The following is a 24,970-nucleotide window of genomic DNA, read 5'->3' on the forward strand; positions in this document are numbered from 1 at the left end:
GATGATGCACGAACCCCATCCGGGCGCCGGTGCCGAACGCGGCATCATGGTCGTCGTCGTCGGCCCGAGCGGGGCTGGCAAGGATACGCTGATGAACCTGGCGGCCCGGCATTTCGATCGCCGGGAGGACGTGCATTTTGCCCGCCGCGTCATCACGCGTGAAGGCGATGCCGGCGGAGAGGATCACCTCGCCGTTTCGGATGCGGGATTCGCATCGATGGAGCAGTCCGGTGCCTTTGCCGTCTGGTGGGAGGCGCATGGTCTCAAATACGCCATTCCGGCGGAGGTTTCCGTCGCGCTGTCCAAGGGCCACATTGTCGTCGCGAACGGTTCGCGTTCGGCGCTGCACCGTTTCCAGGCCGCCTTTCCGCGGCTGAAGGTCATCAATGTGACGGCCCGCCCGGAAGTGCTGGCCAACCGCCTGGAAGCGCGCGGCCGCGAGACGCATGAGGACATCATGGCACGGCTGGCCCGCGGCCCGCTGACGGTGCGCGGTGATTACGATGTCGTGGAACTCGACAACAGCGGCTCGCTGGAAGAGGCAGAACGCAAGATGATCGACATCCTTGATGGTTTCCTGAAGGAAATCGTCTAGACGGGGGAAATGAGAATGGCCATTCATGTCGTCGACTATGACCCGGAATGGCCGTCTCTCTTCCGTCAGATCGTCGGCGAGCTTGAGCCGTTTCTCGCCGATCTCGCCCCCGTCTTTCATCACGTCGGCAGCACATCCGTCCCCGGACTGGCGGCCAAGCCGAAGATCGACCTGCATGCTGCCTTTGCGAATGCGAATGTGCTTCCCGAGGCGATCGAACGAATGCAATCGCTCGGCGCCTACACCTTCCATGGCGACAAGTACCAGCAGCAGACATGGACCTTCACCAGCGGCAAGGGCTCGTACGGCGCACGGCTCTATCTATGCTCGACTAACAATGCCGTTTTACGAGACCGAATCGCGTTTCGCGACTATCTGCGCTCGCACGCGGAACGAGCGAACGCCTATGCCATCCTCAAAATGAAGCTCATGGGCGAGGCAAATGGCGATTGGGACTATTATACAGGCGGCAAGCGTGACTTCGTGCTCGAGACGCTGCGGCTGGCCTCCAAGGAAGGATAACCAGCCGCGCTCCGATTATTCGCCGTCGCCGCGGCCCGAGACGATCTCGCGTTTACCGACGTGGTTTGCCGGGCCGACCAGCCCTTCCTTTTCCATGCGCTCGACTAGCGAGGCGGCGCGGTTATAGCCGATGCCGAGGCGGCGCTGGATGTAGGAGGTCGAGCACTTCTTGTCGCGCATGACGACCTTGACGGCCTGCTGGTAGAGCTCGTCGCCATCCTCGGCGCCCATGGCGCTCTTGTCGAAGACGGCGCCGTCCTCTTCATCCTCGGCTTCCTCGTCCTCGCCGGCCGTGACCGTATCGAGATATTCCGGCCGGCCCTGCGTCTTCAGGTGTGCCACGACCTTCTCGACTTCGGCATCGGAAACGAAGGGGCCGTGGACGCGGGAGATGCGGCCGCCGCCCTGCATATGCAGCATGTCGCCCTGGCCGAGCAACTGTTCGGCGCCTTGTTCGCCAAGGATCGTACGGCTGTCGATCTTGGAGGTGACCTGGAAGGAGATGCGGGTCGGGAAATTCGCCTTGATCGTGCCGGTAATGACGTCGACGGACGGACGCTGGGTTGCCATGATGAGATGGATGCCGGCGGCACGCGCCATCTGCGCCAGACGCTGGATCGCGCCTTCGATCTCCTTGCCGGCGACCATCATCAGGTCGGCCATTTCGTCGACGATGACGACGATATAGGGCATCGGAGCCAGATCCAGTTCCTGCTGCTCCTCGATCGGCGCACCCGTCTGCCGGTCGAAACCGACCTGGACCATGATATGGATGGTCTCGCCTTTCTCGCGGGCCTGGCTGACGCGGCCGTTGTAACCGTCGATATTGCGCACACCGAGGCGCGACATCTTGCGATAGCGCTCCTCCATCTCGCGCACCGCCCATTTCAGCGCCATGACCGCCTTCTTAGGATCGGTGACGACGGGCGTCAGCAGATGCGGGATACCGTCATAGACGGAGAGTTCCAGCATCTTGGGATCGACCATGATGAGGCGGCATTGTTCCGGCGTCATGCGGTAGAGCAGTGACAGGATCATCGTGTTGATGGCAACGGACTTGCCCGAACCGGTGGTGCCGGCGACGAGCAGATGCGGCATCTTCGCGAGTTCGGCGATCACGGGTTCGCCGCCGATCGTCTTGCCGAGGCCGAGCGCCAGCTTGTAGCCGCTCTTGTCGAAATCCTCGCTCTCGATCATCTCGCGGAAATAGACGGTTTCGCGCGTCGCATTCGGCAGTTCGATGCCGATGACGTTGCGGCCGGGAACGACAGCAACACGGGCTGACAGCGCCGACATGGAGCGGGCGATATCATCGGCAAGGCCGATGACGCGGGACGATTTCACGCCCGGCGCCGGCTCGAATTCATAGAGTGTGACGACCGGACCGGGGCGGACATGGATGATCTCGCCCTTGACGCCGAAATCCTCCAGCACGCTTTCCAGAAGGCCGGCATTCTGTTCCAGCGTTTCCTGCGACATGATCTCGCCGAGCCGCTCCGGCGGCTCCTGCAACAGGGCGCGGGGCGGGAATTCGTAGCCCGATGCATCGACCTTCTCGACGATCATGCGGCCTGGGCGAACCGGGGACAATGCAGGTGCGGTGATCTCGACACGTGATGCCGGCGGGACTTCTGCCGGTGCCGGGTTCGACTGCACCACAGGCGCCTGTACATCTGGGGTCTGAACTATCGGACCCTGGGCAACGGGAGTTGAATCGACCGGAGCCGGAGCAACGCGTGCTGCCGGAGGACGTGCAGGGCGGACTGGCGCGGGTGCAACGGGCAGCGTTGCGCGTGGTGCCACCGGCGCCGGATTATGCCGGCCCGGGCGCCATTCCATGATCCGGAAGCGCGAGGTGATCGATTCGGGTTCGGCCTGCTGCAAAGCAATAACCGGGGTGCGTGATGGAGCCGCATCCGTCTCCTCGAAGGCCATGACCTCCCAGAAGGCGAAATCCGAAATGGAGGAAAGCTCCGTTGCGGCGCGTAGCGTGGTTTCGACAGGAATTGCGGCAGCGGGCTGCGGCTGAGATTCCGGCTGCGGCGCGACGATCGTCTCGGCCACTTCGGGCAGATAGATATCGAAGGGTACGTTCACCGTGATCGGCGCGCGCATCTGCGGTGCTGCTGCGGGTTGCGGCGCTACTACGGCCTGCGGCGGAGGCGCTACGATTTCCTCACGAACCGGCCTTTCCGGCGCGTGGCGCTTGCTGATCAGCGTTTCCGGCGTGCGGGTGAAACGGACGTTCGGGGCGAGCGAGAAATTGCTCTGCCAGAGCGGCGGCACCGGCTTTTCGCCTTCATATTCCACGGGTGCATTTTCGGGATGTTCAGCTTCAAGTCCGGAGGAGAAATCTCCGGCATCCGTCAAATTGGTTCTAGGAAAACGCATGCGACAGTTACTCACTCACGCTTGGTAAATTCTGACATCCTTCCGGATAGGAAATGAAGGTTAATAAGTTCCTTCCAGCCGTCTCGTTCCGGAACGACCAAAATGACGAAACCTCATTGGTTTCAGGGATTTGACTCTCCAGGAAAAATCTTTGGGGTAATCTGACGAAGCGCCTTAAAGCGTGTCGCGATCTCTAGGATTCGCTTGCCACGCTTTAAGCACTTGTTTTCGCATGTCGTCATCGCAAAACCGCTGCACAGTTTTGCGCGACATGCCTCAGTGCGCTTCGTCCCAATTGGTCGCTGAGCGGGCATCGACCCGAAGCGGCACGCGCATTTCCAGCGCCGGCGACGTCGCGTTTTCCATGACCGAAACGATGATCGGCGTCGCCTTTTCGACCTCTTCGTCTTCGACCTCGAAGATCAATTCATCGTGCACCTGCAAGAGCATGCGCACCCTATCGGCAAGGCCTGCCTCGGCGAGCGCCGGCTCGATCTTGATCATGGCGCGGCGGATGACGTCGGCGGCCGAACCCTGGATCGGCGCGTTGATGGCGGCACGTTCGTTGAAGGCGCGCACCGAAGGATTGGACGAGCGAATCTCTGGATAATTGATTCGGCGGCCGAAGATCGTCTCGACATAGCCCTTGTCGCGGGCCATCTGCTTGCGGCTTTCCATGTAATCGCGGATGCCGGGAAAGCGTTCGAAATATTTCTTGATGTAGTCGCCGGCTTCCGAGCGCTCGATGGAAAGCTGGTTGGCGAGACCGAAGGCGGAAATGCCGTAGATGATGCCGAAGTTGATGGCCTTGGCGCGGCGGCGCACTTCGCTCGGCATGCCTTCGACGGGCACACCGAACATTTCGGAAGCGGTCATCGCGTGGATATCGATGCCATCCTCGAAAGCACGCACGAGCTGCGGAATTTCGGCGACGTGGGCAAGCACGCGCAGCTCGATCTGGCTGTAGTCGGCCGAGATCAGCTTGTGACCCGGCGACGAAATGAAGGCGGTGCGAATCTTGCGGCCTTCGGCGGTGCGCACCGGAATGTTCTGAAGGTTCGGCTCCGAAGATGAAAGACGGCCTGTCGTCGTCGATGCCAGCGAATAGGAGGTATGCACCCGCTTCGTTTCCGGATGGATATAGCCCGGAAGCGCATCCGTATAGGTAGATTTCAGCTTGGTGAGCTGGCGCCAGTCGACGATCTTGCGCGGCAGCTCGAAGCCGGCCGCCGCCAGGTCTTCCAGCACGCTTGCCGAGGTCGACCACTGGCCGGTCTTGGTCTTGGTGCCGCCGGCAAGACCCATCTTGCCGAACAGGATGTCGCCGAGCTGCTTGGGAGAGCCGATGTTGAACCTCTCGCCGGCAAGCTGATAGATTTCATCCTCGTATCGGGCTGCACCCTGGGCCAGTTCACCCGACAGGCGCGACAGGATCTGGCGGTCGACGGTGATGCCGCGCGCTTCCATCCGCGCCAGAACAGGCAGGAGCGGACGTTCCAGACGCTCATAGACACGCGTCAGCTGCATGGCGGCAAGACGCGGTTTCAGCACCATCCAGAGGCGCAGCGTCACGTCGGCGTCTTCGGCGGCGTAATGTGTCGCGCGCTCGATATCGACGAGATCGAAGGTCACGTTCGACTTGCCGGAGCCGGCGACGTCCTTGTAGGCGATCGGCGTGTGGCCAAGGAATTTTTCCGACAGCGGGTCCATGCCATGCGCGCCTGTTCCGGCATCGAGCACGTAGGATATCAGCATCGTGTCGTCGAAGCTCTTGGTCTCGATGCCGTAGCGCTTCATCAGCAGATAGTCATATTTCAGGTTCTGCGCCACCTTGAGGATCGATTCATCCTCGAGCAGCGCCTTCAGCCGCAACAGCACATCGCCCATCGGGATCTGGTTGTCGGCGAGACCACCGCCGAGCAGATCGCCCACGCCGGTCTTGTGTCCAACAGGCACATAGGCGGCGCGGATGCGCGTGCCGGTCGGATCGGCGGCATTGTCGGCAATCGCCATGGAGAAGCCAACGAGCTCGGCCTGCATGGCATCGAGCGAGGTCGTTTCCGTGTCGAAGGCAACGAGGCCGGTATCCTTCGCATCGGCGATCCACCGATCGAGGGTCGCAAGGTCACGGATCGTCACATAGGAGGAATGGTCGAACGGCAGGGTCGCGAAAGCTTCTGCGCGCGCCTTTGCAAGGTCCGCCGGCGCGAAGGTTCCTTCGACTGATGTCTTCGCCTTTGCGCGCGGCGGGACCGCGACGGCTTCGCCGCCCACATCAGGAACGGTGCCTGCGACAGGCTCCGGCTTGGCTGCATCAAGATCCGGGCCATGCGCGTCCGTACCCCATTCGATCTTCACGAAGGCAGGCTCGATCTCGCTGGCGTCACAATTGCAGAATTCCGCGACGCGCCGCGTCAGCGTGGTGAATTCCATGGTCTTCAGGAAGCCGATCAGCTTGGGGCCGTTCTGCGGCTCCAGCACGAGCGCGTCGAGATCGAGGTCCAGCGGCACGTCGGTGCGCAGGCGCACCAGCTCGCGGGACAGCTTTGCCTTGTCGATGTTTTCGAGAATGGTCAGACGGCGCTTTTCCTGCTTGATCTCATGGGCACGTTCGAGAAGCGTATCGAGATCGCCATATTCGGCGAGAAGCTGGGCGGCCGTCTTCGGGCCGATGCCTGGAATGCCGGGAACATTGTCGACGGAATCGCCGGTCATCGCCTGCAGATCGATCATCTTTTCCGGCGGCACACCCCATTTCTCGATGACATCAGGGATGCTGATCTGCTTGTCCTTCATGCTGTCATACATGTGGACATTCGAGGTGACGAGCTGCATCAGATCCTTGTCGGAGGAGACGATCGTCACATCGGCGCCGACGGCTTCAGCCTGGCGGGCATAGGTCGCGATGATGTCGTCGGCCTCGAAACCTTCCGTCTCGATGCAGGGCAGATTGAAAGCTCGCGTCGCCTCGCGGATCAGACCGAACTGGGGCACCAGCTCTTCGGGCGGCGCCGAACGGTTCGCCTTATAGGCGTCATAGAGATCCTTGCGGAAGGTCTTCGACGAGTAATCGAAAATGACGGCAAGATGAGTGGGCGTGGCAGCCACATCGGTACCGCGTGCATCCCTCAAGAGCTTCCAAAGCATGTTGCAGAAACCGGAGACCGCGCCGACCGGCAGGCCGTCGGATTTGCGTGTCAGCGGGGGCAAAGCGTGAAAGGCCCGGAAGATGAAACCCGAACCGTCGACAAGGAAGAGGTGATCGCCTTTTTTCATGGCAGCATGGATAGCGCGGCGGCCTTTCAAGGTCCATATAAACTTGGGTGCGCAAAAAGATTCCGCCTCACCAAACTGTTACCAATTTGTAATCGGCGGTCTTTTCTCTTTCCCTTGAAAAACCACATTCTCAATCACAAATCAAAGTCACCGGCGTTTGATCGCGCCGCGGGTCTGATAGCCGGCTTGTCCCCCGCCGCGTCAGGCTTGGACAAAGGCCTCATCCCCCTCTCCGGGCCTTTGTCCCCATTTTCAAGCCGCCATGGCCATCCTCCAGGCCATGGCGGCTTTGTTTTTCAGCCAATCGCTTCACCTCTCGAAAATTTAAGAGCTTGCCGCATATGTTTTGATGGATCGTATGCGATTTGTTGCATTGTCTACTGCACGATTTTGAGCCTAATTTACAATCATGGGATTTAATCGAATGGATTCCGGTGCCTACCTTGCCAGCCAGCTGGCCAAGGGTTTTGCCCGCTCGCTGCATCAGCGCGCGGCAGGACTCGGTTTTTCTCCCGGCCAGTTCCCTATCCTTCTGGAACTTTGGGCCGAAGACGGGCTCACCCAGAAGCAGCTTCTGGAGCGCGTCGATATCGAGCAGGCGACGATGGCCAACACGCTCTCTCGCATGGTGCGTGACGGGCTGATCGAACGCCGCCCGCACCCCACCGACAAGCGCGCCCAGCTGATCTTCCTCACCGAGAAAGCCAGGGCGATGGAGGCTGAGGCCATCGACACGGCGCGCGAGGCCGATCTTGCGCTGTTCAAGGGCTTCCGAGTCTTCGAGCGGGAGCTGATGCTTGAATATATCCGGCGCCTCATCAACAACGCCAAGGCACTTTGAATCGCTCTGGGGTGGGACGGCTCAGCGACCTGCAGCGCCTGGCGAAACATCGTGATGGGCGAGATGCTCGCTTATCTCTCCGGCGCGCCTGTGCTGAGTGAGGTCGCGAATGACGAGAACATCGCAATGGCGCCCGCGATAGACGATCGGCCGTGTGACGACCTCGACACGGATCTGCCTCTCATCCTTGGCAATCAGCAGCATTTCCCGGTGATCGCTCTCCTGCTCACCATGGACGAGAGCCAGGACGGCAGAGGGAATGTTGCCGATGAGTTCCGCAAGCTTCCAGCCAGACAAGGTCAGGAAGCGCTCATTGGTGTCGATGATCCTGCCTTCGCGCAGGATGACAAGGCCCTCCTGCGAAACGTTGGCAAGGCCGCGAAGATCGGTCAGATGGCTTTCGAGGAAGACTGCGCCGAAGGCCATGAGGATGAGGCCGGTTGCGACAACCATGACGATCACCGCAAGCACCTCGGGCTGAAGCGCCATCGCGGGCACCTCGCGCGTCGGGTCGGGCACCAGCGTGATGCTGCTCATCGAGATGAAATGCAGCGTACAGATCGCCAGCACGAAGGCGCCGGAGGATGCGGCGAAGCGTTTCATGCCCTTTAGCTGGAAGAAGGCGAGGAAGGCTATCGTCGCCAGAACCGCGCAGGAGCAGAAAGCAACGACCGACGTGAAGGCATCATAGACGATGACGGCCTGGGCCTCGATCGCCTGCATGCCAGTCATATGCATGGCCGTGATGCCAAGCGCCATCAGCACGCCGCTGAAAGCAAAGGCATAGCCGCTCCTGCCTTCCGACGCGATCAGTATGGCCACCCAGGAACCGAAAATCGACAGGAATACCGAAAGAAAAGTGAGGCGCAGGTCGTAGCTGATCGGCATGCCGCCATCATAGGCGAGCATCGCGATGAAATGCGTTGCCCATACGCCCACGCCGCAGGCAAAAGCCGACGTGCCGATCCAGAGTTTTCGCTGACCGACATCGCATTCCTGGGCACGGAAGAGAAGGAGCATGGTCGTCAGACTGCCGACAAGGCAGACGATCACCGCGGCAATGACGAGCCGCCAGTCATGATTATCCCTGATGCAGGCAATGACAGAGAACATTCACCACCTCGAAAGCCGACCTCTGGGCGAGATTATTTAGAGTATGCTAAATAACCGTAAATTGCATTAGGCATCGCCACTTCCTCTATTGTAGCATTTAGCGCCAACATAACATCCTGAAATTTGACGCTCGAAACCGCAGCCAATTGGGTCTATCGTCCGGCCGAATTTCAGAAGGAGTCGGAAATGACCGAACTAAATCCCATCCTTGCGCGTGCCGACCGGAATCTCGATTCAAGCCTCGAAAAGCTGTTCGAGCTCTTGCGCATCAAGTCGATCTCGACCGATCCGGCCTACAAGGCCGAATGCCGCAAGGCAGCCGAATGGCTGGTGGCCTATCTCAAGACGCTTGGCTTTGATGCCTCGGTTCGCGACACGCCCGGCCACCCGATGGTGGTCGCCCATCACGAAGGCGCCTCGGCTGATGCGCCCCACGTCCTGTTCTACGGTCACTATGACGTGCAGCCGGTCGATCCGATTGAGCTCTGGGAAAACGACCCTTTCGAGCCCGCCATCAAGGATGCCGGCAACGGCCGCAAGATCCTGACCGGCCGCGGCACTGCCGACGACAAGGGCCAGCTGATGACCTTCGTCGAGGCCTGCCGCGCCTATAAGGAGATCAATGGCGCGCTTCCCTGCCGCGTCACCATTCTTTTCGAAGGCGAGGAAGAATCTGGCTCGCCGTCCTTGAAGCCGTTCCTCGAAGCCAATGCCGCCGAACTCAAGGCCGACTATGCCCTCGTCTGCGACACCAGCATGTGGGACAAGGATACGCCGGCAATCGCGGCCGCTCTTCGCGGCCTTGTCGGCGAAGAAATCGTAGTAACCGCCGCCGACCGCGACCTGCATTCCGGCCTCTTCGGGGGTGCCGCCGCCAACCCGATCCATATTCTCGTGGAAGCTCTTGCCGGCCTGCATGACGAGACCGGGCGCATCACGCTTAAAGGTTTCTACGACGGTGTCGAGGAAACGCCTGCCAACATCAAGGCATCCTGGGAGGCGCTCGGCAAGTCGGCGGAAAACTTCCTCGGCGAAGTCGGCCTCTCCATTCCCTCAGGCGAAAAGGGCCGCTCGGTCCTGGAACTCACCTGGGCGCGCCCGACGGCCGAAGTTAACGGCATCTGGGGCGGCTATACCGGCGAAGGCTTTAAAACTGTCATTGCCGCCAAGGCATCGGCGAAGGTTTCCTTCCGCCTCGTCGGCACGCAGGATCCGGCAGCGATCCGCGAAAGCTTCCGCAGCTACGTTCGCTCGAAGATCCCGGCCGACTGCTCTGTCGAGTTCCATCCGCATGGCGCCTCGCCGGCCATTCATCTTTCCTATGACTCGCCTGTTCTGACCAAGGCGCGCAACGCGCTTTCCGATGAATGGCCGAAGCCTGCAATCGTCATCGGCATGGGCGGCTCGATTCCGATCGTCGGCGATTTTCAGAAGATGCTCGGCATGGAATCCCTGCTCGTCGGCTTCGGTCTTTCCGACGACCGCATCCATTCGCCGAACGAAAAGTACGAGCTCGCCTCCTACCACAAGGGCATCCGCTCCTGGGTACGTATCCTTGCTGCACTGACGGCCTGACATGAAAAAGGCGTGCCCGCGGTCTGCGCGGCACGCCATCCGAAATCTGCAAACAAAAAGGCCGGGGCAAACCGGCCTTCCGTTACCCGCCTCATCTCAGTGCCAGTACATCCGTGGTCAAAGGAGAAGCGGATAGTGCACAGCCAGACTGTTCCCGAAAGGTTTACGGCCGGTAAACGGCTCAACCAGATCGCGGAAACGATGCGACAGATAGTGCGCACAACATTTCCGGGCTGCGATTTCTGTAGCCTTATATCGGAAGCCACTTTTCACATTTCAAGCCCCTCGGGGTAACCTTGATCACCGTTCAAGCTGCGTTCATCCGAATACTCCTATAAGCCTTTGAAAGACAATCAGAAATCTGCGCCGGATTATTATCGCGAGCGCGGGCTTTATCGCCCCCTAAAGAAAAGGACCCGACGTATCTGGTGATACGCCGGGCCTGATATCGATCGGCGCGTGTTGAGGGGAGACGGCCGATCTGAGCGGGACATGAGGGGTAGTCCCGCTTTTGGTAAAACTGCTGCAAAGCCTATTGGTTCCCTCACCAGCCGGAAGATGTACGACGCTGGGTCGCCAGCAGGTCGCGCATCTCTGCATAGGGGCCGAGCAGCATCTTCAGCCGGCTCTCTTCCATCCTGTCGAGGCGATAATGCTGCGCAAAGGCATGCACGCTCCAGACTTCGCGGAGGCGAGCTTCTTCCATTCTGTCGGGATCGATTGTCATTTGCTGCCTGGATATCGCGTATCTGCCTCTCAGACGAGGCGAAGTCGCGGCCGGTTGACGGAAAAAGATAGGCAGGGGGAGTACTTGGCCATATTGGCGGTGTTCTTAACAGCCCGTTAATTCGCCGCATTTACAGTTCAATCGGATAAAACCGTTGCCTGGGGGCGCGGTCTTATAGCAAGGGTTCAGCCGCTCCACGATGGTAGCCAGACGCAGATCAGACGACAGGATCGAACCGTCCTTCAACGGCCGTGGCGGCCGTGAGGAGGATGACGAGTTCGCGCTCGATGACGACGACCGCATCGACGGGCGGCACGGTTCCAAGCGTCCGTCGCGATCGCCCGCTCCCCGCCGCACACCGGCAAAGCGTCGTCGTGAGCCACGCGAGCGCGAAGGCGGCGGGCTGTTCGCGTTCCTGCGCAGGGTCGTCTACTGGTGCATCGTGCTTGGCATCTGGGCCGGCATCGGTGTTGCCGGCCTCGTGTTCTATTATGGTTCGCGCATGCCGAGCGCCAGCACCTGGGCAATCCCGGAACGGCCGCCAAACGTCAAGATCACCGCCGTGGACGGCAGCGCGATCGCCAACCGCGGTGCGACCGGCGGCGAGGAGCTCTCCCTGGAGAACATGTCTCCCTATATTCCCGAAGCGATCGTCGCCATCGAAGACCGACGCTTCTATTCGCATTTCGGCGTCGATCCGTTCGGGCTCGCACGCGCGTTCGTCAACAATGCGACCGGCCAGCCGATCCAAGGCGGCTCGACGCTGACGCAGCAGCTCGCCAAAAACCTGTTCCTCTCGCCGGAGCGCACGCTCGAGCGCAAGGTGCAGGAAGTGCTGCTTTCCTTCTGGCTGGAGCAGAAATACACCAAGGACCAGATCCTTGCGATGTATCTGAACCGCGTCTATTTCGGCTCGAATGCCTATGGCGTGGAAGCGGCTTCCCGCCGCTATTTCAACAAGTCGGCGCGCGATGTGAATCTCGGCGAAGCGGCCCTGCTTGCGGGCCTCGTCAAAGCGCCGTCGCGTCTTTCGCCGGCCCGTGATCCGGAGGCGGCAAATGCCCGTGCGCAGGTCGTGCTGCAGGCGATGCGCGACCAGGGCTATATCAGCGACGGCGAGATCAAGACGGCGATGTCGCAGACGCCGGCTTCTGCCCGCAGCTACTGGTCGGGCGCCGGACAATATGTCGCCGATATGGTAATGGACGAGTTGCAGGGGCTAGTCGGCGACGTGAAGGAAGACGTCATTGTCGATACGACCATCGACAAGAATCTTGAAAAGAAAGCCGAACAGTCTCTGGTCAACGTGCTCGATAAGGAAGGCGGCAAGTTCGATGCATCGCAGGCCGCCCTCGTCTCGATCGACGGTACGGGCGCGATCCGGGCGCTCGTCGGCGGCAGGGATTATGCGACGAGCCAGTTCAACCGCGCCGTCAAGGCCAAACGCCAGCCGGGCTCTTCCTTCAAGCCATTCGTTTACGCTGCCGCGCTCGAAAAGGGCCTGACACCGGATTCCGTTTTCAACGACGCGCCGATCCGCATCGGCAACTGGACGCCGGAAAATTACGAGAAGAAATACAATGGCGAAGTGACGCTCCGCACTGCGCTCGCAAAGTCGCTCAATACAGTGGCCGCCCAACTCGTGATGTATGACGGGCCGGATCAGGTGATCAAGCTCGCCCACCGCCTCGGCATCGAATCCGACCTGCAGCCCAATGCCTCGATCGCGCTCGGCACCTCGGAAGTGTCACTCATGGAGCTGACGGCCTCCTATGCCGCCTTCATGAACGGCGGCTACAAGGCGACCCCGCATGTGATCCGCAGGGTGACTACCGCAGACGGCAAGGTGCTTTACGAGAATACCTACGACAATCCGCCGCGTGTGCTTTCCGAGCAGATCGTTGCCGAAATGAACATGATGATGATGGGCGTCATCAACGGCGGCACAGGCTCGAGCGCCAAGCTTCCCGGCTGGCAGGCGGCCGGCAAGACCGGCACGACGCAGAATTCGCGCGATGCGCTGTTCGTCGGCTTCACCAGCAATCTTGCGACGGGCGTGTGGTTCGGCAATGACGACGGTACGCCAATGAAGAAGGTGACCGGCGGCGGGCTTCCGGCCAAGGCCTGGAAGGAATTCATGGTCGCCGCGCATAAGGGGCTTTCGCCGGCGCCGCTTTTCGGCATGGGCCAGACATTCTCCGATCCTGGCTCCAACCCTGGCGCCGATCCCGCCAACGGCCAGCCGATGGCGCAGGCGCAGCCGGCACCTGAGCAGCCTTCGACGGTCGGGAGCATCATTTCCGGTGTCTTCGGTGGCAATGCCGACGTGAACCGCTATCCGCCGCCGCCCGGACAGCCGGTGAATGGCGGACCTGTACCGCCCGCCGATGTTGCCGGCGGCGGTTATGATGACATGGTGCCGCCCGGTGATGTCGGCGGACCGCAGGCAATATCAGGGGCGCAGTCACGTCGCACGACCCTGCTCGATCTCATCATGGGGCAATAGGGGGCAGCAGACAGTATTGAGACGGGATAAGACGCCTTGCGGGAGCACGTCCCGCGCAAGGCTCGGCATGCAAGATTTGCACGGTTTGACAGTGCAAAGCAGACCCTTTTCCGGCTACTGTAAAAATTGAATGCAACACATTCGTTTTGCTGGATTCCAGGCCATTTCTCGCCTTGCAGTCCAGAAAACCGCTCCTTATATACGCCGCATCACCGCAATCACGATTGCGTAATCTTAGTAGACCCATCCCGTAAGGGGCTGTCAGGGAAATGCCTTACCGGGGTTCCGACAGCTTGCTTCAAGGAGAGAATGACATGGCAAAAGTAATTGGTATCGACCTTGGAACGACAAATTCCTGCGTCGCGGTCATGGACGGCAAGGACGCAAAGGTCATCGAGAACGCTGAAGGCGCGCGTACAACCCCTTCCATGGTGGCATTTTCCGATGACGGCGAACGCCTCGTCGGCCAGCCGGCCAAGCGCCAGGCGGTCACCAACCCTACGAACACACTCTTCGCCGTAAAGCGCCTCATCGGCCGCCGCTACGAAGATCCGACCGTCGAGAAGGACAAGCACCTCGTTCCTTTCACGATCGTCAAGGGCGATAATGGCGACGCTTGGGTCGAAGCCAACGGCAAGGGCTACTCGCCTGCACAGATTTCCGCGATGATCCTTCAGAAGATGAAGGAAACCGCCGAATCCTATCTCGGTGAAAAGGTCGAGAAAGCCGTTATCACCGTTCCCGCATATTTCAACGACGCGCAGCGCCAGGCAACCAAGGATGCCGGCAAGATCGCCGGTCTTGAAGTGCTCCGCATCATCAACGAGCCGACCGCTGCTGCTCTCGCCTATGGCCTCGACAAGAAGGACGGCAAGACGATCGCCGTCTACGACCTTGGCGGCGGCACCTTCGATATCTCGATCCTCGAAATCGGCGACGGTGTCTTCGAAGTGAAGTCCACCAACGGCGATACGTTCCTCGGCGGTGAAGACTTCGACATGCGTCTCGTCGAATATCTCGTTGCCGAGTTCAAGAAGGACAACGGTATCGACCTGAAGAACGACAAGCTTGCCCTGCAGCGCCTCAAGGAAGCTGCCGAAAAGGCAAAGATCGAGCTGTCCTCTTCGCAGCAGACCGAAATCAACCTGCCGTTCATCACGGCTGATGCTTCCGGCCCGAAGCACCTGACGCTGAAGCTGACCCGCGCCAAGCTCGAAAGCCTGGTCGACGATCTCGTTCAGCGTACGATCGCTCCGTGCAAGGCAGCACTCAAGGATGCCGGCGTTACCGCTGCCGAAATCGATGAAGTCGTTCTCGTCGGCGGCATGAGCCGCATGCCGAAGGTGCAGGAAGTCGTCAAGCAGCTGTTCGGCAAGGAACCGCACAAGGGCGTCAACCCGGATGAAGTCGTTGCTCTCGGCGCTGCCATCCAGGCCGGCGTTCTCCAGGGCGACGTCAAGGACGTTCTGCTTCTCGACGTAACCCCGCTGTCTCTCGGCATCGAGACCCTCGGCGGTGTCTTCACCCGCCTGATCGAACGCAACACGACGATCCCGACGAAGAAGAGCCAGACCTTCTCGACCGCCGACGACAACCAGCAGGCCGTCACCATCCGCGTCTCGCAGGGCGAGCGTGAAATGGCTGCCGACAACAAGCTGCTCGGCCAGTTCGACCTCGTTGGCCTGCCGCCGGCACCGCGTGGTGTTCCACAGATCGAAGTCACCTTCGACATCGATGCGAACGGCATCGTGCAGGTTTCGGCCAAGGACAAGGGCACCGGCAAGGAACAGCAGATCCGTATCCAGGCCTCCGGTGGTCTTTCCGACGCCGACATCGAAAAGATGGTCAAGGATGCCGAATCGCATGCTGCCGAAGACAAGAAGCGCCGCGAAGGTGTGGAAGCCAAGAACCAGGCCGAAAGCCTGATCCATTCCACGGAGAAGTCGCTCAAGGATTATGGTGACAAGGTTTCCGAAGCCGACCGCACTGCAATTTCCGATGCGATTGCCGCTCTGAAGTCCGCGACCGAAGCAACTGAAGCCGACGCCGAAGACATCAAGGCCAAGACCCAGACCCTCATGGAAGTTTCCATGAAGCTCGGCCAGGCGATCTATGAAGCCCAGCAGGCCGAAGGCGGCGCGACCGATGCTTCGGCTGAGGATGACAATGTCGTCGACGCCGACTACGAAGAAGTCAAGGACGACGACCGCAAGAAGTCCGCTTAATCGGCGGGCTCGCGGCCTACGCTAGACGATAGACATCCGGCTGCTCACCATGGCAGCCGGAAATCCATTTCCGGGGCTTAAATTGGCAAAAGCGGACTTTTACGAAACTCTGGGTGTAGCCAAAACGGCGGATGAAAAAGAGCTGAAAAGCGCCTTCCGCAAGCTGGCGATGAAATTCCATCCGGACAAGAACCCGGATGACAAAGACGCCGAACGCAAGTTCAAGGAAATCAACGAAGCCTACGAAACGCTGAAGGACCCGCAGAAGCGCGCGGCCTATGACCGTTATGGCCATGCGGCTTTCGAACATGGCGGCATGGGTGGTGCGGGCGGCTTCGGCGGCGGCGCCGGATTTGCCGGTGGCGGCTTTTCAGACATTTTCGAGGACATTTTCGGCGAGATGATGGGCGGCGGCCGTGGACGGCAGCGCTCTTCGGGTGGACGCGAGCGCGGCGCCGACCTTCGCTACAATATGGAAATCTCTCTCGAAGAGGCCTTTTCCGGCAAGACGGCGCAGATCCGTGTTCCGACATCGATCACCTGCGACGTCTGTTCCGGTTCCGGCGCCAAGCCCGGCACCCAGCCGAAGACCTGCGGCACCTGTCAGGGCTCAGGCCGTGTACGCGCCGCACAGGGCTTCTTCTCCATCGAACGCACCTGCCCGACCTGTCATGGCCGTGGCCAGATCATTCCCGATCCGTGCCCGAAGTGCCATGGTCAGGGCCGTGTGACTGAAGAGCGTTCGCTGTCGGTCAACATCCCGGCCGGTATCGAGGACGGCACCCGCATCCGCCTGCAGGGCGAAGGCGAGGCCGGCACGCGTGGCGGCCCGGCTGGCGATCTCTATATCTTCCTGTCGGTAAAGCCGCATGAGTTCTACCAGCGCGATGGAGCCGATCTCTATTGCGCCGTGCCGATCTCCATGACGACGGCAGCCCTCGGCGGCACTTTCGATGTGGCAACGCTCGACGGCACAAAGTCGCGTGTGACCGTTCCCGAGGGCACGCAGGCTGGCAAGCAATTCCGCCTGAAGGGCAAGGGCATGCCGGTGCTGCGTTCCAGCCAGACCGGCGATCTCTATATCCAGATCCAGATCGAGACGCCGCAGAAGCTTTCCAAGCGCCAGCGCGAGCTTCTGCAGGAATTCGAGCAGCTCTCCTCCAAGGAGAACAATCCGGAATCGACCGGCTTTTTTGCCCGGATGAAGGAATTCTTCGAGGGCTGATCTCGACACGCATCGAAATTGTGAAAGCCGGAGGTTTCGCCTCCGGCTTTTTTCATGTCCGCTCCAATTCGGGACAGCTGTCTCAAGCCGGGACGCTGATCGAAACGCAGATGTCTTGTGTTAACGCACAGATCCGATGGCGCTTGCAAGTTACTGAAATCCATAGTGTCTTTGGCCCGCAGTCCGGGACTAACAGAGGGTATCTCCATGTCGGCAACGAGTTTTTCAAATTGTCTGTCTGAAGATGTCGATGCGTTGGCAGGTGCGCTCTATTCATGGTGCGCCGAACGCAGCATCAAGCTTCGCAGCCAGCAGGGTCTTTCGATCGCCAGCATCGCGATCGACCTCTACCACGCCGGCTATCAGACGCAGGACGCCCTGCTTGTCGCTCTGCACGAGCGCGAACTTCACTGAAATCCTATCGATTCCAAGGATAGATGCGATGCATCAAGCAGCGTTTTCGGTTGCCTGACCGCACATGAGGTTGAGGATCGTCTTGACCGCCTGCTTGCCCGCAATCGAGCTCAACCTGTCAAAGCTAACCGCCAGTTCATAGGCCTCGGGGCTCAGCTCGATGCGGTTGGTAAACTGGGAAATTCCCGTGCCTTCAAATAGCTCGGAGATATCGACCCTCAGGAAGACCGCTATCTGATGCAGCTTGCTGGCAGAGACGCGGTTCGTCCCCTTCTCGTATTTCTGGATCTGCTGGAATGTAAGGCCAAGCGCTTCGCCCAGTTCCAGTTGAGAAACACGTCGGCGGGCGCGAAGCTGTCTCACGTTGCGGCCGACAATGATATCAATCGGATCTGGCACTGCTGCACTCTCTCCCCGGAAACCCTTCATTTACCATATAGCGTCGGCTGAATATCTCAACCCGGAAGTTGCAATTTTCAACCGACTTTTTTTGGACATTACGCCGCCAAAATAACTGTTCGCTCCACGGATTTGCAACTTCTAATTATTGCTTGATGACTTAGCGGCGATGTCGCGAAAAATTGAACACCCTATAGTTGACTTCATTGTATGGGACGATAGTTACTCGCGCCGGACCCCACAGTACCGGTCAGACAAGAGGCTTCGAATACTGCATGACATCCGCTCCCACCGGGAAATCTGGTGCCGACAGTATCGTCATCGATATGCGCCGCCAGAAACTGACGATGATGATCGATTCATTGAAATCGCTGCGCGGCTCGATCGGAGACCGGCCGGATCTCCTCTACTGGATCGAAAAGGCGATTGCGGAGGCCGAGGCACAGCTCGAGGCGCCCACGCCTCGCATGCATTGACAGCCGAAACGGCTCTCAGTCTTGATATCCCTGGCGCTTCGGCTTAGAGCCTTTCCTGGTCAGATTGAATCATTCTGACCAGGAAAGGCTCCAACTGTCAGCCTTGATGTTTCCGGATATCCGATGCCGCACAAGGTTGCCCTTTCCCATCTGAAGCTGACCGACTTTCGCAATTATGCGTCGGCCTCGCTTGCGCTCGACGGCCGGCACGTGGTGTTGACCGGCGACAACGGCGCCGGCAAGACCAACCTGATGGAGGCGGTCTCTTTCCTGTCGCCGGGACGCGGGCTGCGCCGCGCCGCCTATGGCGATATCACCCGCGTCGGTGCTACAGGCGGATTTTCGATCTTTGCCGCGCTTGATGGCATGGAAGGCGATGTCGAGATCGGCACGGGGATCGATGCCAGCGACGAGGCGATGACGCGCCGGCTGCGCATCAACGGAACGACGGCAAAAACAGTCGACGAACTGACTGATCATTTGCGCGTGCTCTGGCTGACACCGGCGATGGACGGGCTCTTTACCGGTGGCTCGTCGGACCGCCGGCGGTTCCTCGACAGGCTGGTGCTGTCGCTCGACCCTGAACACGGCAGGCGGGCGAGCGACTTCGAGCGCGCCATGCGCAGCCGCAACAAACTGCTCGACGAAAGCCGTTTCGATCCATCCTGGCTTTCCGGCATCGAGGAGCAGATGGCAAGCCTCGGTATAGCCATGGCACTCGCCCGGCAGGAAATGCTCGGCCTGCTGACGCGCCTCGTCGAGGAAAGCCGGGAGATCTCCCCCTTCCCATCGGCATCGCTGCAGCTCTCGGGCTTCATGGATGGTCAATTCTCTCGCCCCTCGGTCGACCTGGAAGATGAGTATGCGGCAACGCTCGCCGCCAATCGTTACCGCGATGCCGGCGCCGGACGCACGCTGGAAGGGCCGCATCGTGCCGATCTCATCGTGCATCATCGCGAGAAGCAGATGGAAGCGGCGCGCTGCTCCACCGGCGAACAGAAAGCCCTGCTGGTGGGCCTTGTGCTTGCCCATGCGCGGCTCGTCGGCAACCTTACTGGCCATGCGCCGGTTCTGCTCCTGGACGAGATTGCCGCCCATCTCGACGAGGGACGTCGCGCTGCCCTTTTCGACCTCATAGACGGGCTTGGCGGCCAGGCCTTCATGACGGGAACGGACCGTCAGATGTTTGCGGCACTTGCCGAGCGGGCACAGTTTTTCACGGTTGCCGACGGAAGGGTTTTCGAATGAGCGATAGCGCTTCTCCCCGCGGTTCGGGGCGTGTTAGCATCACGCCCATGGAACCCCTCAGCCCGGACGAAATCGCACGCTATCATCGCCACATCCTGCTGCCGGAAATCGGCGGCGCGGGCCAGCAGAGGCTGAAGGCCGCGCGCGTGCTTGTCATAGGCGCCGGAGGGCTCGGCGCGCCGATCCTGCAATATCTGGCGGCCGCAGGCGTCGGCACGCTCGGTATTGCCGATGACGACCGTGTTTCGCTCTCCAACCTGCAGCGGCAGGTGATCCACGATTCCGGCACGATCGGCGAAATGAAGACGGAAAGTGCTGCTATCGCGATCGCTCGGCTGAACCCACACATCAAGGTCATCCGTTTCACGGAGCGCCTTTCCGCCGATACGGCGCGTTTGCACCTCTCCGGCTTTGATCTCTTGATCGACGGCTCGGATAATTTCGATACGCGCTATATGGCGGCCGATGCAGCGGAAGAAGCGCGTATCCCACTCGTGACAGGTGCCGTCGGCCGCTTCGACGGATCGCTGACGGTGCTGAAACCCTATGAGGCTGCCGAGGACGGTACGCAGAACCCCAGATATCGTGATCTCTTTCCCGAAGCACCACCGGCCGGATTGATCCCCGCCTGCGCAGAGGCCGGGATCATTGGCGCATTGACGGGCGTGATCGGCACGATGATGGCCATGGAGGCGATCAAGCTCATTACGGGTGCCGGCGAACCGCTGATTGGCCGCCTGCTGCTCTATGACGCCCTGTCCGCCCGTTTCGATACGATCCGCTACAAGCGCCGACGCGCGCGGCAGAGCCGGACCGCATGACGCCTTTTCGCATCGATGAGAGCTTCGCCCGCTGGGCCGAGCTGCTCGATCTCATTCTCGTATCCTTCGCCTATATGGAGGGCCGGATCGATCCGCCCTCCTCCGCAACTCGCCTGACGATGGAATCGCTGGTGGAGAAGGCAAGGGCAGAAATCGCCTATGCCATAGAGAATAAGGGGCAGCTCACCGGCTGCATTTTCCTGCGCCCGGAGGCCGATTGCCTCTATGTCGGAAAACTTGCAGTTCTGCCATCTGCGCAAGGCAAGGGCATCGGCCGGCGCCTGCTTGAGATCGCGGAAGAGACGGCGCGCGACCTCGGCCTTCAGGCTTTGCGGCTCGAGACGCGGATAGAGCTCTTCGGCAATCACGCGACCTTCGCGGCCTGGGGGTTTGAGAAGACCGCAGAAAGGTCTCATCCGGGCTTTACGCGGGTAACGTTTATCGAGATGCGGAAAGCGCTCGCCGGCTGATCTGGCCGGCTAAAGATGGCAGCGCTCCGGCCGTCACCGGCCCGGCAGCACCCGATTCGGTGGTCGATGGCCATCGATGAAGGCGCGGATGTTGATGATGACCTTGTCACCCATCTCCGCACGCCCCTCGATCGTCGCCGAGCTCATGTGCGGCAGCAGCACGACCTTACCCTCATTGGCGAGCTTCACCAGCTTCGGATTGACGACAGGTTCGTTCTCGAAAACATCGAGCCCGGCGCCGGCGATCTTTCCTTCCCGCAGGCATTTGATGAGGGCAGCTTCATCGATCACGTCACCCCGGGCCGTATTGACGAGATAGGCGGTCGGCTGGAGCAATGCCAGGCGCCTTGCCGACAAGAGATGAAAGGTTGCCGGCGTCGAGGGGCAATTGACCGAGACGATGTCGACGCGGGCGAGCATCTGGTCGAGGCTTTCCCAATAGGTCGCCTCGAGCTCGTCCTCGGTGGCCGGATTGACGCGCTTGCGGTTGTGATAATGGATGGACAGGCCGAAGGCCTTGGCACGGCGCGCAACGGCCGTGCCGATACGGCCCATGCCGACAATGCCGATTCGCTTTCCATGGATGCGTCGCCCGAGCATCCATGTCGGAGACCAGCCGGCCCATTCGCCGGGCCTGTCGGTCAGCACGCGCGCACCTTCGCCGATCCGTCGCGGTACGGCGAGGATCAGCGCCATGGTCATGTCGGCGGTGTCATCGGTCAGTACGTTCGGGGTGTTGGTGACAGTGATGCCCTTGCGGGCGGCGGCTTCGACATCGATATGATCGGTGCCATTTGAAAAGCTGGCGATCAGCTTCATCTGCGGCCCAGCCTGTTCGATGAGGGCCGCGTCGATCCGGTCGGTCACGGTTGGCACGAGTACATCGCAGGTTCTGATGGCTTCGACGAGTTCGGGAACGGATCGCGGCGTATCGTCGATATTCAACTCGGCATCGAAAAGCTCGCGCATGCGGGTTTCAACGACATCAGGCAGCTTGCGGGTTATGTAGACCTTCGGTTTTTTCTTCGTCGTCATAGCGGCTTGCAGTGCCTTGTTTAGAGGTCTTTAACCAAGATGGGCGATCATTTTCCCGTTCCGGGCATTTTCTACCAGACCCGCACGCGAAGACAAACAAAACTCGTGTGGCGGCCGGGGAATCCCGGAAAGCGAGCAGGCGCGGCCTGTTGCGAATTCGAGCCAACGGAAGCTTCCATGCGTCGCACAGTTCTTAAGTCCTGCCTCGTCCTGGCGGTTGCCCTCGTCGTATCGGCAGGCACCATCGAATTTGCGCAAGCCCAGGCGGCCAAGGGGCCGAGCGGCCTGCCGTTGCCGCGCTTCGTGACGCTGAAGTCCAAACGCGTGAACCTGCGCATCGGCCCGGGAACGGATTATGCGGTTTCCTGGATGTATCTGAAGACGGGTTTGCCAGTCGAAATCATCCAGGAATACGACAACTGGCGCCGTATCCGCGATGCCGACGGCACGGAGGGCTGGGTCAATCAGTCGCTGCTGTCGGGCCAGCGGGCCGCAATCGCAGCACCGTGGATGAAGGGCAAAGGCAAGGGCGTCTATGTCAACCTGCGCCGTGAGTCACAGCCATCCTCCTCCATCGTCGCCAAGCTGGAGCCTGGCGTGATGATCTCGATCGGCGAGTGCAATGGCGAATGGTGCTTCGCCAAAACCGACGGCGCCGAAGGCTGGGTGGCGCAGTCGGAAATCTGGGGTGCCTATCCGGGCGAGGCCTTTAAATAAGGCCCGCCTCCCTGGCAGCATCGGAGAGCGACTTCATCGGCCGCGGGCCGATCTGCTGAATGACGATGCCGGCAGCAAGGCAACCGAGCTTGCCGCAATCTTCCAGCGTACGGCCCTGCGTGTAGCCGTAGAGGAAGCCCGAGGCGAAGAGATCGCCGGCGCCGGTCGTATCGACCACTTCATTGATCTTGATCGCATCGACGTAATGGCGCTCGTTGCCCTTCAGGATCACGGCGCCGTCCTCGCTCATGGTCACGGCGGCGATCTTGCAATCCTTGGCGATCTTGTTCAGCGCTTCCTCAAAATCGTCGGTCTCGTAAAGCGACAGGATTTCCTGGCGGTTGGCGAAGACGATATCGACCTTGCCCGAGCGCATCAGGTCCAGGAATTCGCTGCGGTAACGATCGACGCAGAAGCTGTCGGAGAGCGTCATCGACATTTCGCGGCCGTTCTCGTGGGCGATGCGGGCGCAATCGAGGATCGCTTCCTTGGCCCGCGGCGGATCCCAGAGATAACCTTCGAAATAGGTCACCTTGGCTTGCGCCACGACATCCGCTTCGACATCCTCGGGCCCGAGTTCGACGCAGGCGCCGAGATAGGTGTTCATCGAGCGTTCGCCGTCATCGGTGACGAAAATCATCGAGCGTGCGGTCGGCGGAAATTTGCCCTTGGCCTCGGTCCGGTAGTGAACGCCCTGAGCACGGATGTCATGCGCGAAGATCTCGCCGAGCTGGTCTTCTGCGACCTTGCCGAAATAGGCGGCCTTGCCGCCGAGGCTCGCGACGCCTGCAGCCGTATTGCCGGCGCTGCCGCCGGAAGCTTCGAGCGCCGGCCCCATCCGGGAATAGAGCAGTCCGGCGCGATCGGCATCGATGAGGTTCATCGCTGCCTTGGTGATCTTGTTGTCAATGAGGAACTGGTCGTCGCAACGGGCGATAATATCGACGATTGCATTGCCGACTGTCAGAACATCGAATTTGGTCATGAAATGGGAAGTCCCGGATTTGTGATAGCCGGTAGTCGGTCTTAGCGAAATTTGCCGGTATTGGAAGGGTAAACAGCACACCGCCTTCCAAGTCTTCGCAAAACTGCCGCTTATTCGTCATGCCGCTGTCACCGTGCCCACCTAAAAACAACATCAGGAAGACCGGCATGCAGGTATCTCGTATGGCCGGGTGTGGGAGGGATGATCCCTTCAGTCTTACCGGGACGATGCTGACCACGGATGAACTGGCAGTATCGCAACCGGCTATCCGGCAGGACCGGATGCGGAAAAGCGGGCTTAGCCCGCTTTTTTTGTTGCGCCGCGAAGGATATTTTATCCATGGCGTTTGTCATGGCTGGCAATTAGCTGCTAGACCTCGGCGATCCCCGCGCAGAGCAGCAGTTTATGTCAGCCATCATCTTCGACGTTCTTCCGATCTTCCTTCTCATTCTCATCGGCTGGCTGATCGTCCGCGTCGGAATATTGACCGCAAATGTCGGGGATGCCTTGAGCGAGTTCGTCTTCAAGATCGCCGTGCCGCTGCTGCTTTTCCGCACTATCGCCGAGGCCGATTTCCATGGCGCATCGCCGTTCCGGCTTTGGCTCGTTTATTTCTCCGGCGTTGCGGTGACATGGGCCGCCGGGCACATTGTCGCTACGCGTTTCTTCGGGCGCGATGAGCGGATTGGCGTGCTTGCCGGCGTATCCTCGGCTTTCGCCAACAACATCTTCATCGGTCTGCCGCTGGTCGAGCGCACCGTGGGCAGCGAAGGACTTGTCGCCCTTTCCATCCTGCTTGCCGTGCATCTGCCGATCATGATGGTGGCCGGCACGATCATGATGGAACATGCCGAGCGCAAGATTTCCGGCAAGAGCGACCGCAGCATGACCCTGGTCCTGAAGCAGATCGGCCTGAACCTGCTGCATAATCCGCTGGTCATCGGCATCGCGGCAGGCGCCATCTTTCACGTCTCTGGCCTGACCATGCCAGCAACGATCAGGTCAGTTGTCGGGCAGATCGCCGGCACGGCCGGTCCGGCGGCACTGATTTCGCTCGGCATGGCGCTGCGGAAATACGGAGTCTCCGGCAATGTCGGGATCGCCAGCGCAACCTCAGCCTTCAAGCTGCTGCTGCTGCCTGGCTGCGTGTGGGCAGCAAGCCGTCTTTTCGGCCTCAGCAACGAATGGGCAGCGGCTCTGGTGCTGACCGCATCGGTGCCGACAGGGGTGAATGCCTGGCTGATCGCCAACCGCTTCGGCGTCGGCCACAGCCTTGCCGCCTCGACGATCACAGTGACCACAGCGCTCGGCGCCATCACCGTTTCCTTCTGGGCCTATATTCTCGGCGCTTGAGACAACAAAAAAGCCCGGCTTGCGACCGGGCTTCTTCTGGAAAAATTCGTCGCTTC

General features: G+C 60.3%; 20 protein-coding genes and 1 pseudogene. 14 read left to right on the plus strand and 7 right to left on the minus strand.

What is annotated here, in order from left to right; all coding sequences use genetic code 11:
* Nucleotide 1: 1 nt before the first annotated feature.
* Both phnN and H4W29_RS08700 read left to right on the plus strand, forming a co-directional pair.
* The gene (phnN, locus tag H4W29_RS08695; RefSeq protein ID WP_192730696.1) at nucleotides 2-595 is read left to right on the plus strand and encodes a phosphonate metabolism protein/1,5-bisphosphokinase (PRPP-forming) PhnN; all 594 of its coding nucleotides are present in this window, start codon (nucleotides 2-4) and stop codon (nucleotides 593-595) included.
* Between the two features lie 15 nt (nucleotides 596-610).
* Complete coding sequence (locus H4W29_RS08700; protein ID WP_376776550.1) at nucleotides 611-1,117, plus strand: GrpB family protein; 507 nt, start codon at nucleotides 611-613, stop codon at nucleotides 1,115-1,117.
* Between the two features lie 15 nt (nucleotides 1,118-1,132).
* Here the strand turns inward: H4W29_RS08700 and H4W29_RS08705 are convergent, their stop codons facing one another.
* On the minus strand, nucleotides 1,133-3,508 hold the full coding sequence (locus tag H4W29_RS08705) for a DNA translocase FtsK (protein WP_192728575.1): 2,376 nt from the start codon (nucleotides 3,506-3,508) through the stop codon (nucleotides 1,133-1,135).
* 276 nt (nucleotides 3,509-3,784) lie between these two features.
* Nucleotides 3,785-6,784 carry a DNA polymerase I gene (gene polA, locus H4W29_RS08710; protein ID WP_192728576.1) on the minus strand — a complete coding sequence of 1,000 codons (3,000 nt, stop codon included), beginning with the start codon at nucleotides 6,782-6,784 and terminating at the stop codon, nucleotides 3,785-3,787.
* A gap of 424 nt (nucleotides 6,785-7,208) precedes the next feature.
* Here polA and H4W29_RS08715 point away from each other — a divergent pair, with 424 nt between their 5' ends.
* Complete coding sequence (locus tag H4W29_RS08715; protein WP_192728577.1) at nucleotides 7,209-7,625, plus strand: MarR family winged helix-turn-helix transcriptional regulator; 417 nt, start codon at nucleotides 7,209-7,211, stop codon at nucleotides 7,623-7,625.
* 45 nt (nucleotides 7,626-7,670) lie between these two features.
* Here the strand turns inward: H4W29_RS08715 and H4W29_RS08720 are convergent.
* Nucleotides 7,671-8,738, minus strand: a pseudogene (locus H4W29_RS08720) (MHYT domain-containing protein); the annotation flags it as partial.
* A 186-nt stretch (nucleotides 8,739-8,924) separates the two neighbouring features.
* Here H4W29_RS08720 and H4W29_RS08725 point away from each other — a divergent pair.
* Nucleotides 8,925-10,313, plus strand: a complete 1,389-nt coding sequence (locus H4W29_RS08725) for a dipeptidase (protein WP_192728579.1) — start codon at nucleotides 8,925-8,927, stop codon at nucleotides 10,311-10,313.
* 544 nt (nucleotides 10,314-10,857) lie between these two features.
* On the opposite strand, the gene H4W29_RS08730 is transcribed toward H4W29_RS08725, so the two are convergent.
* The gene (locus tag H4W29_RS08730) at nucleotides 10,858-11,019 is read right to left on the minus strand and encodes a hypothetical protein (protein WP_376776551.1); all 162 of its coding nucleotides are present in this window, start codon (nucleotides 11,017-11,019) and stop codon (nucleotides 10,858-10,860) included.
* A 220-nt stretch (nucleotides 11,020-11,239) separates the two neighbouring features.
* Between H4W29_RS08730 and H4W29_RS08735 the strand changes: the two genes are divergently transcribed.
* The 4 genes from H4W29_RS08735 to H4W29_RS08750 all read left to right on the plus strand — a co-directional run bounded on the left by H4W29_RS08735 (nucleotide 11,240) and on the right by H4W29_RS08750 (nucleotide 17,410).
* Nucleotides 11,240-13,546 (plus strand): transglycosylase domain-containing protein, encoded by a 2,307-nt coding sequence (locus tag H4W29_RS08735; RefSeq protein ID WP_192728581.1) that lies wholly within the window; start codon nucleotides 11,240-11,242, stop codon nucleotides 13,544-13,546.
* Nucleotides 13,547-13,860: 314 nt separating this feature from the next.
* Nucleotides 13,861-15,771, plus strand: coding sequence for a molecular chaperone DnaK (dnaK, locus tag H4W29_RS08740; RefSeq protein ID WP_192728582.1), 1,911 nt, complete (start codon nucleotides 13,861-13,863; stop codon nucleotides 15,769-15,771).
* Between the two features lie 82 nt (nucleotides 15,772-15,853).
* Nucleotides 15,854-16,996 carry a molecular chaperone DnaJ gene (gene dnaJ / locus H4W29_RS08745; RefSeq protein ID WP_192728583.1) on the plus strand — a complete coding sequence of 381 codons (1,143 nt, stop codon included), beginning with the start codon at nucleotides 15,854-15,856 and terminating at the stop codon, nucleotides 16,994-16,996.
* 207 nt (nucleotides 16,997-17,203) lie between these two features.
* A complete protein-coding gene (locus tag H4W29_RS08750) occupies nucleotides 17,204-17,410 on the plus strand; it encodes a hypothetical protein (protein WP_192728584.1) in 207 nt (68 codons plus the stop codon).
* Nucleotides 17,411-17,443: 33 nt separating this feature from the next.
* On the opposite strand, the gene H4W29_RS08755 is transcribed toward H4W29_RS08750, so the two are convergent.
* On the minus strand, nucleotides 17,444-17,809 hold the full coding sequence (locus H4W29_RS08755; RefSeq protein ID WP_192728585.1) for a helix-turn-helix domain-containing protein: 366 nt from the start codon (nucleotides 17,807-17,809) through the stop codon (nucleotides 17,444-17,446).
* Nucleotides 17,810-18,084: 275 nt separating this feature from the next.
* On the opposite strand from H4W29_RS08755, the gene H4W29_RS08760 reads away from it, so the two are divergent.
* The 4 genes from H4W29_RS08760 to H4W29_RS08775 all read left to right on the plus strand — a co-directional run bounded on the left by H4W29_RS08760 (nucleotide 18,085) and on the right by H4W29_RS08775 (nucleotide 20,824).
* Entirely contained in the window at nucleotides 18,085-18,285 is a 201-nt protein-coding gene (locus H4W29_RS08760; protein WP_192728586.1) for a hypothetical protein, read from the plus strand.
* 123 nt (nucleotides 18,286-18,408) lie between these two features.
* Nucleotides 18,409-19,533, plus strand: a complete 1,125-nt coding sequence (recF, locus tag H4W29_RS08765) for a DNA replication/repair protein RecF (protein ID WP_192728587.1) — start codon at nucleotides 18,409-18,411, stop codon at nucleotides 19,531-19,533.
* A complete protein-coding gene (locus H4W29_RS08770) occupies nucleotides 19,530-20,354 on the plus strand; it encodes a molybdopterin-synthase adenylyltransferase MoeB (protein WP_192728588.1) in 825 nt (274 codons plus the stop codon). The genes recF and H4W29_RS08770 overlap by 4 nt, the downstream gene beginning before the upstream one ends.
* Nucleotides 20,351-20,824: a GNAT family N-acetyltransferase gene (locus H4W29_RS08775; protein WP_192728589.1), complete on the plus strand. Its 474-nt coding sequence runs from the start codon at nucleotides 20,351-20,353 to the stop codon at nucleotides 20,822-20,824. The genes H4W29_RS08770 and H4W29_RS08775 overlap by 4 nt, the downstream gene beginning before the upstream one ends.
* Nucleotides 20,825-20,857: 33 nt before the next feature.
* Here H4W29_RS08775 and H4W29_RS08780 read toward each other — a convergent pair whose 3' ends face one another.
* Nucleotides 20,858-21,859, minus strand: a complete 1,002-nt coding sequence (locus tag H4W29_RS08780) for a 2-hydroxyacid dehydrogenase (protein ID WP_183823683.1) — start codon at nucleotides 21,857-21,859, stop codon at nucleotides 20,858-20,860.
* A 177-nt stretch (nucleotides 21,860-22,036) separates the two neighbouring features.
* Here H4W29_RS08780 and H4W29_RS08785 point away from each other — a divergent pair, with 177 nt between their 5' ends.
* Nucleotides 22,037-22,576 (plus strand): SH3 domain-containing protein, encoded by a 540-nt coding sequence (locus H4W29_RS08785; RefSeq protein ID WP_192728590.1) that lies wholly within the window; start codon nucleotides 22,037-22,039, stop codon nucleotides 22,574-22,576.
* On the opposite strand, the gene H4W29_RS08790 is transcribed toward H4W29_RS08785, so the two are convergent.
* On the minus strand, nucleotides 22,569-23,561 hold the full coding sequence (locus tag H4W29_RS08790; protein WP_192728591.1) for an adenosine kinase: 993 nt from the start codon (nucleotides 23,559-23,561) through the stop codon (nucleotides 22,569-22,571). The genes H4W29_RS08785 and H4W29_RS08790 overlap by 8 nt on opposite strands.
* Before the next feature lie 405 nt (nucleotides 23,562-23,966).
* Between H4W29_RS08790 and H4W29_RS08795 the strand changes: the two genes are divergently transcribed.
* Nucleotides 23,967-24,914 (plus strand): AEC family transporter, encoded by a 948-nt coding sequence (locus H4W29_RS08795; RefSeq protein ID WP_192728592.1) that lies wholly within the window; start codon nucleotides 23,967-23,969, stop codon nucleotides 24,912-24,914.
* The last annotated feature ends 56 nt before the right edge of the window (nucleotides 24,915-24,970 follow it).

It is taken from the genome of Rhizobium viscosum (genome assembly GCF_014873945.1).
GTDB lineage: Bacteria > Pseudomonadota > Alphaproteobacteria > Rhizobiales > Rhizobiaceae > Rhizobium > Rhizobium viscosum.

What these genes read in the sequence shown, in the direction of transcription:
- phnN (WP_192730696.1), top strand. Translation starts at nt 2, where the DNA reads ATGATGCACGAACCCCATCCGGGCGCCGGTGCCGAACGCGGCATCATG.
- H4W29_RS08700 (WP_376776550.1), top strand. Translation starts at nt 611, where the DNA reads ATGGCCATTCATGTCGTCGACTATGACCCGGAATGGCCGTCTCTCTTC.
- H4W29_RS08705 (WP_192728575.1), bottom strand. Translation starts at nt 3,508, where the DNA reads ATGCGTTTTCCTAGAACCAATTTGACGGATGCCGGAGATTTCTCCTCC.
- polA (WP_192728576.1), bottom strand. Translation starts at nt 6,784, where the DNA reads ATGAAAAAAGGCGATCACCTCTTCCTTGTCGACGGTTCGGGTTTCATC.
- H4W29_RS08715 (WP_192728577.1), top strand. Translation starts at nt 7,209, where the DNA reads ATGGATTCCGGTGCCTACCTTGCCAGCCAGCTGGCCAAGGGTTTTGCC.
- H4W29_RS08725 (WP_192728579.1), top strand. Translation starts at nt 8,925, where the DNA reads ATGACCGAACTAAATCCCATCCTTGCGCGTGCCGACCGGAATCTCGAT.
- H4W29_RS08730 (WP_376776551.1), bottom strand. Translation starts at nt 11,019, where the DNA reads ATGGAAGAAGCTCGCCTCCGCGAAGTCTGGAGCGTGCATGCCTTTGCG.
- H4W29_RS08735 (WP_192728581.1), top strand. Translation starts at nt 11,240, where the DNA reads ATGGTAGCCAGACGCAGATCAGACGACAGGATCGAACCGTCCTTCAAC.
- dnaK (WP_192728582.1), top strand. Translation starts at nt 13,861, where the DNA reads ATGGCAAAAGTAATTGGTATCGACCTTGGAACGACAAATTCCTGCGTC.
- H4W29_RS08750 (WP_192728584.1), top strand. Translation starts at nt 17,204, where the DNA reads ATGTCGGCAACGAGTTTTTCAAATTGTCTGTCTGAAGATGTCGATGCG.
- H4W29_RS08760 (WP_192728586.1), top strand. Translation starts at nt 18,085, where the DNA reads ATGACATCCGCTCCCACCGGGAAATCTGGTGCCGACAGTATCGTCATC.
- recF (WP_192728587.1), top strand. Translation starts at nt 18,409, where the DNA reads ATGCCGCACAAGGTTGCCCTTTCCCATCTGAAGCTGACCGACTTTCGC.
- H4W29_RS08770 (WP_192728588.1), top strand. Translation starts at nt 19,530, where the DNA reads ATGAGCGATAGCGCTTCTCCCCGCGGTTCGGGGCGTGTTAGCATCACG.
- H4W29_RS08775 (WP_192728589.1), top strand. Translation starts at nt 20,351, where the DNA reads ATGACGCCTTTTCGCATCGATGAGAGCTTCGCCCGCTGGGCCGAGCTG.
- H4W29_RS08780 (WP_183823683.1), bottom strand. Translation starts at nt 21,859, where the DNA reads ATGACGACGAAGAAAAAACCGAAGGTCTACATAACCCGCAAGCTGCCT.
- H4W29_RS08785 (WP_192728590.1), top strand. Translation starts at nt 22,037, where the DNA reads ATGCGTCGCACAGTTCTTAAGTCCTGCCTCGTCCTGGCGGTTGCCCTC.
- H4W29_RS08790 (WP_192728591.1), bottom strand. Translation starts at nt 23,561, where the DNA reads ATGACCAAATTCGATGTTCTGACAGTCGGCAATGCAATCGTCGATATT.
- H4W29_RS08795 (WP_192728592.1), top strand. Translation starts at nt 23,967, where the DNA reads ATGTCAGCCATCATCTTCGACGTTCTTCCGATCTTCCTTCTCATTCTC.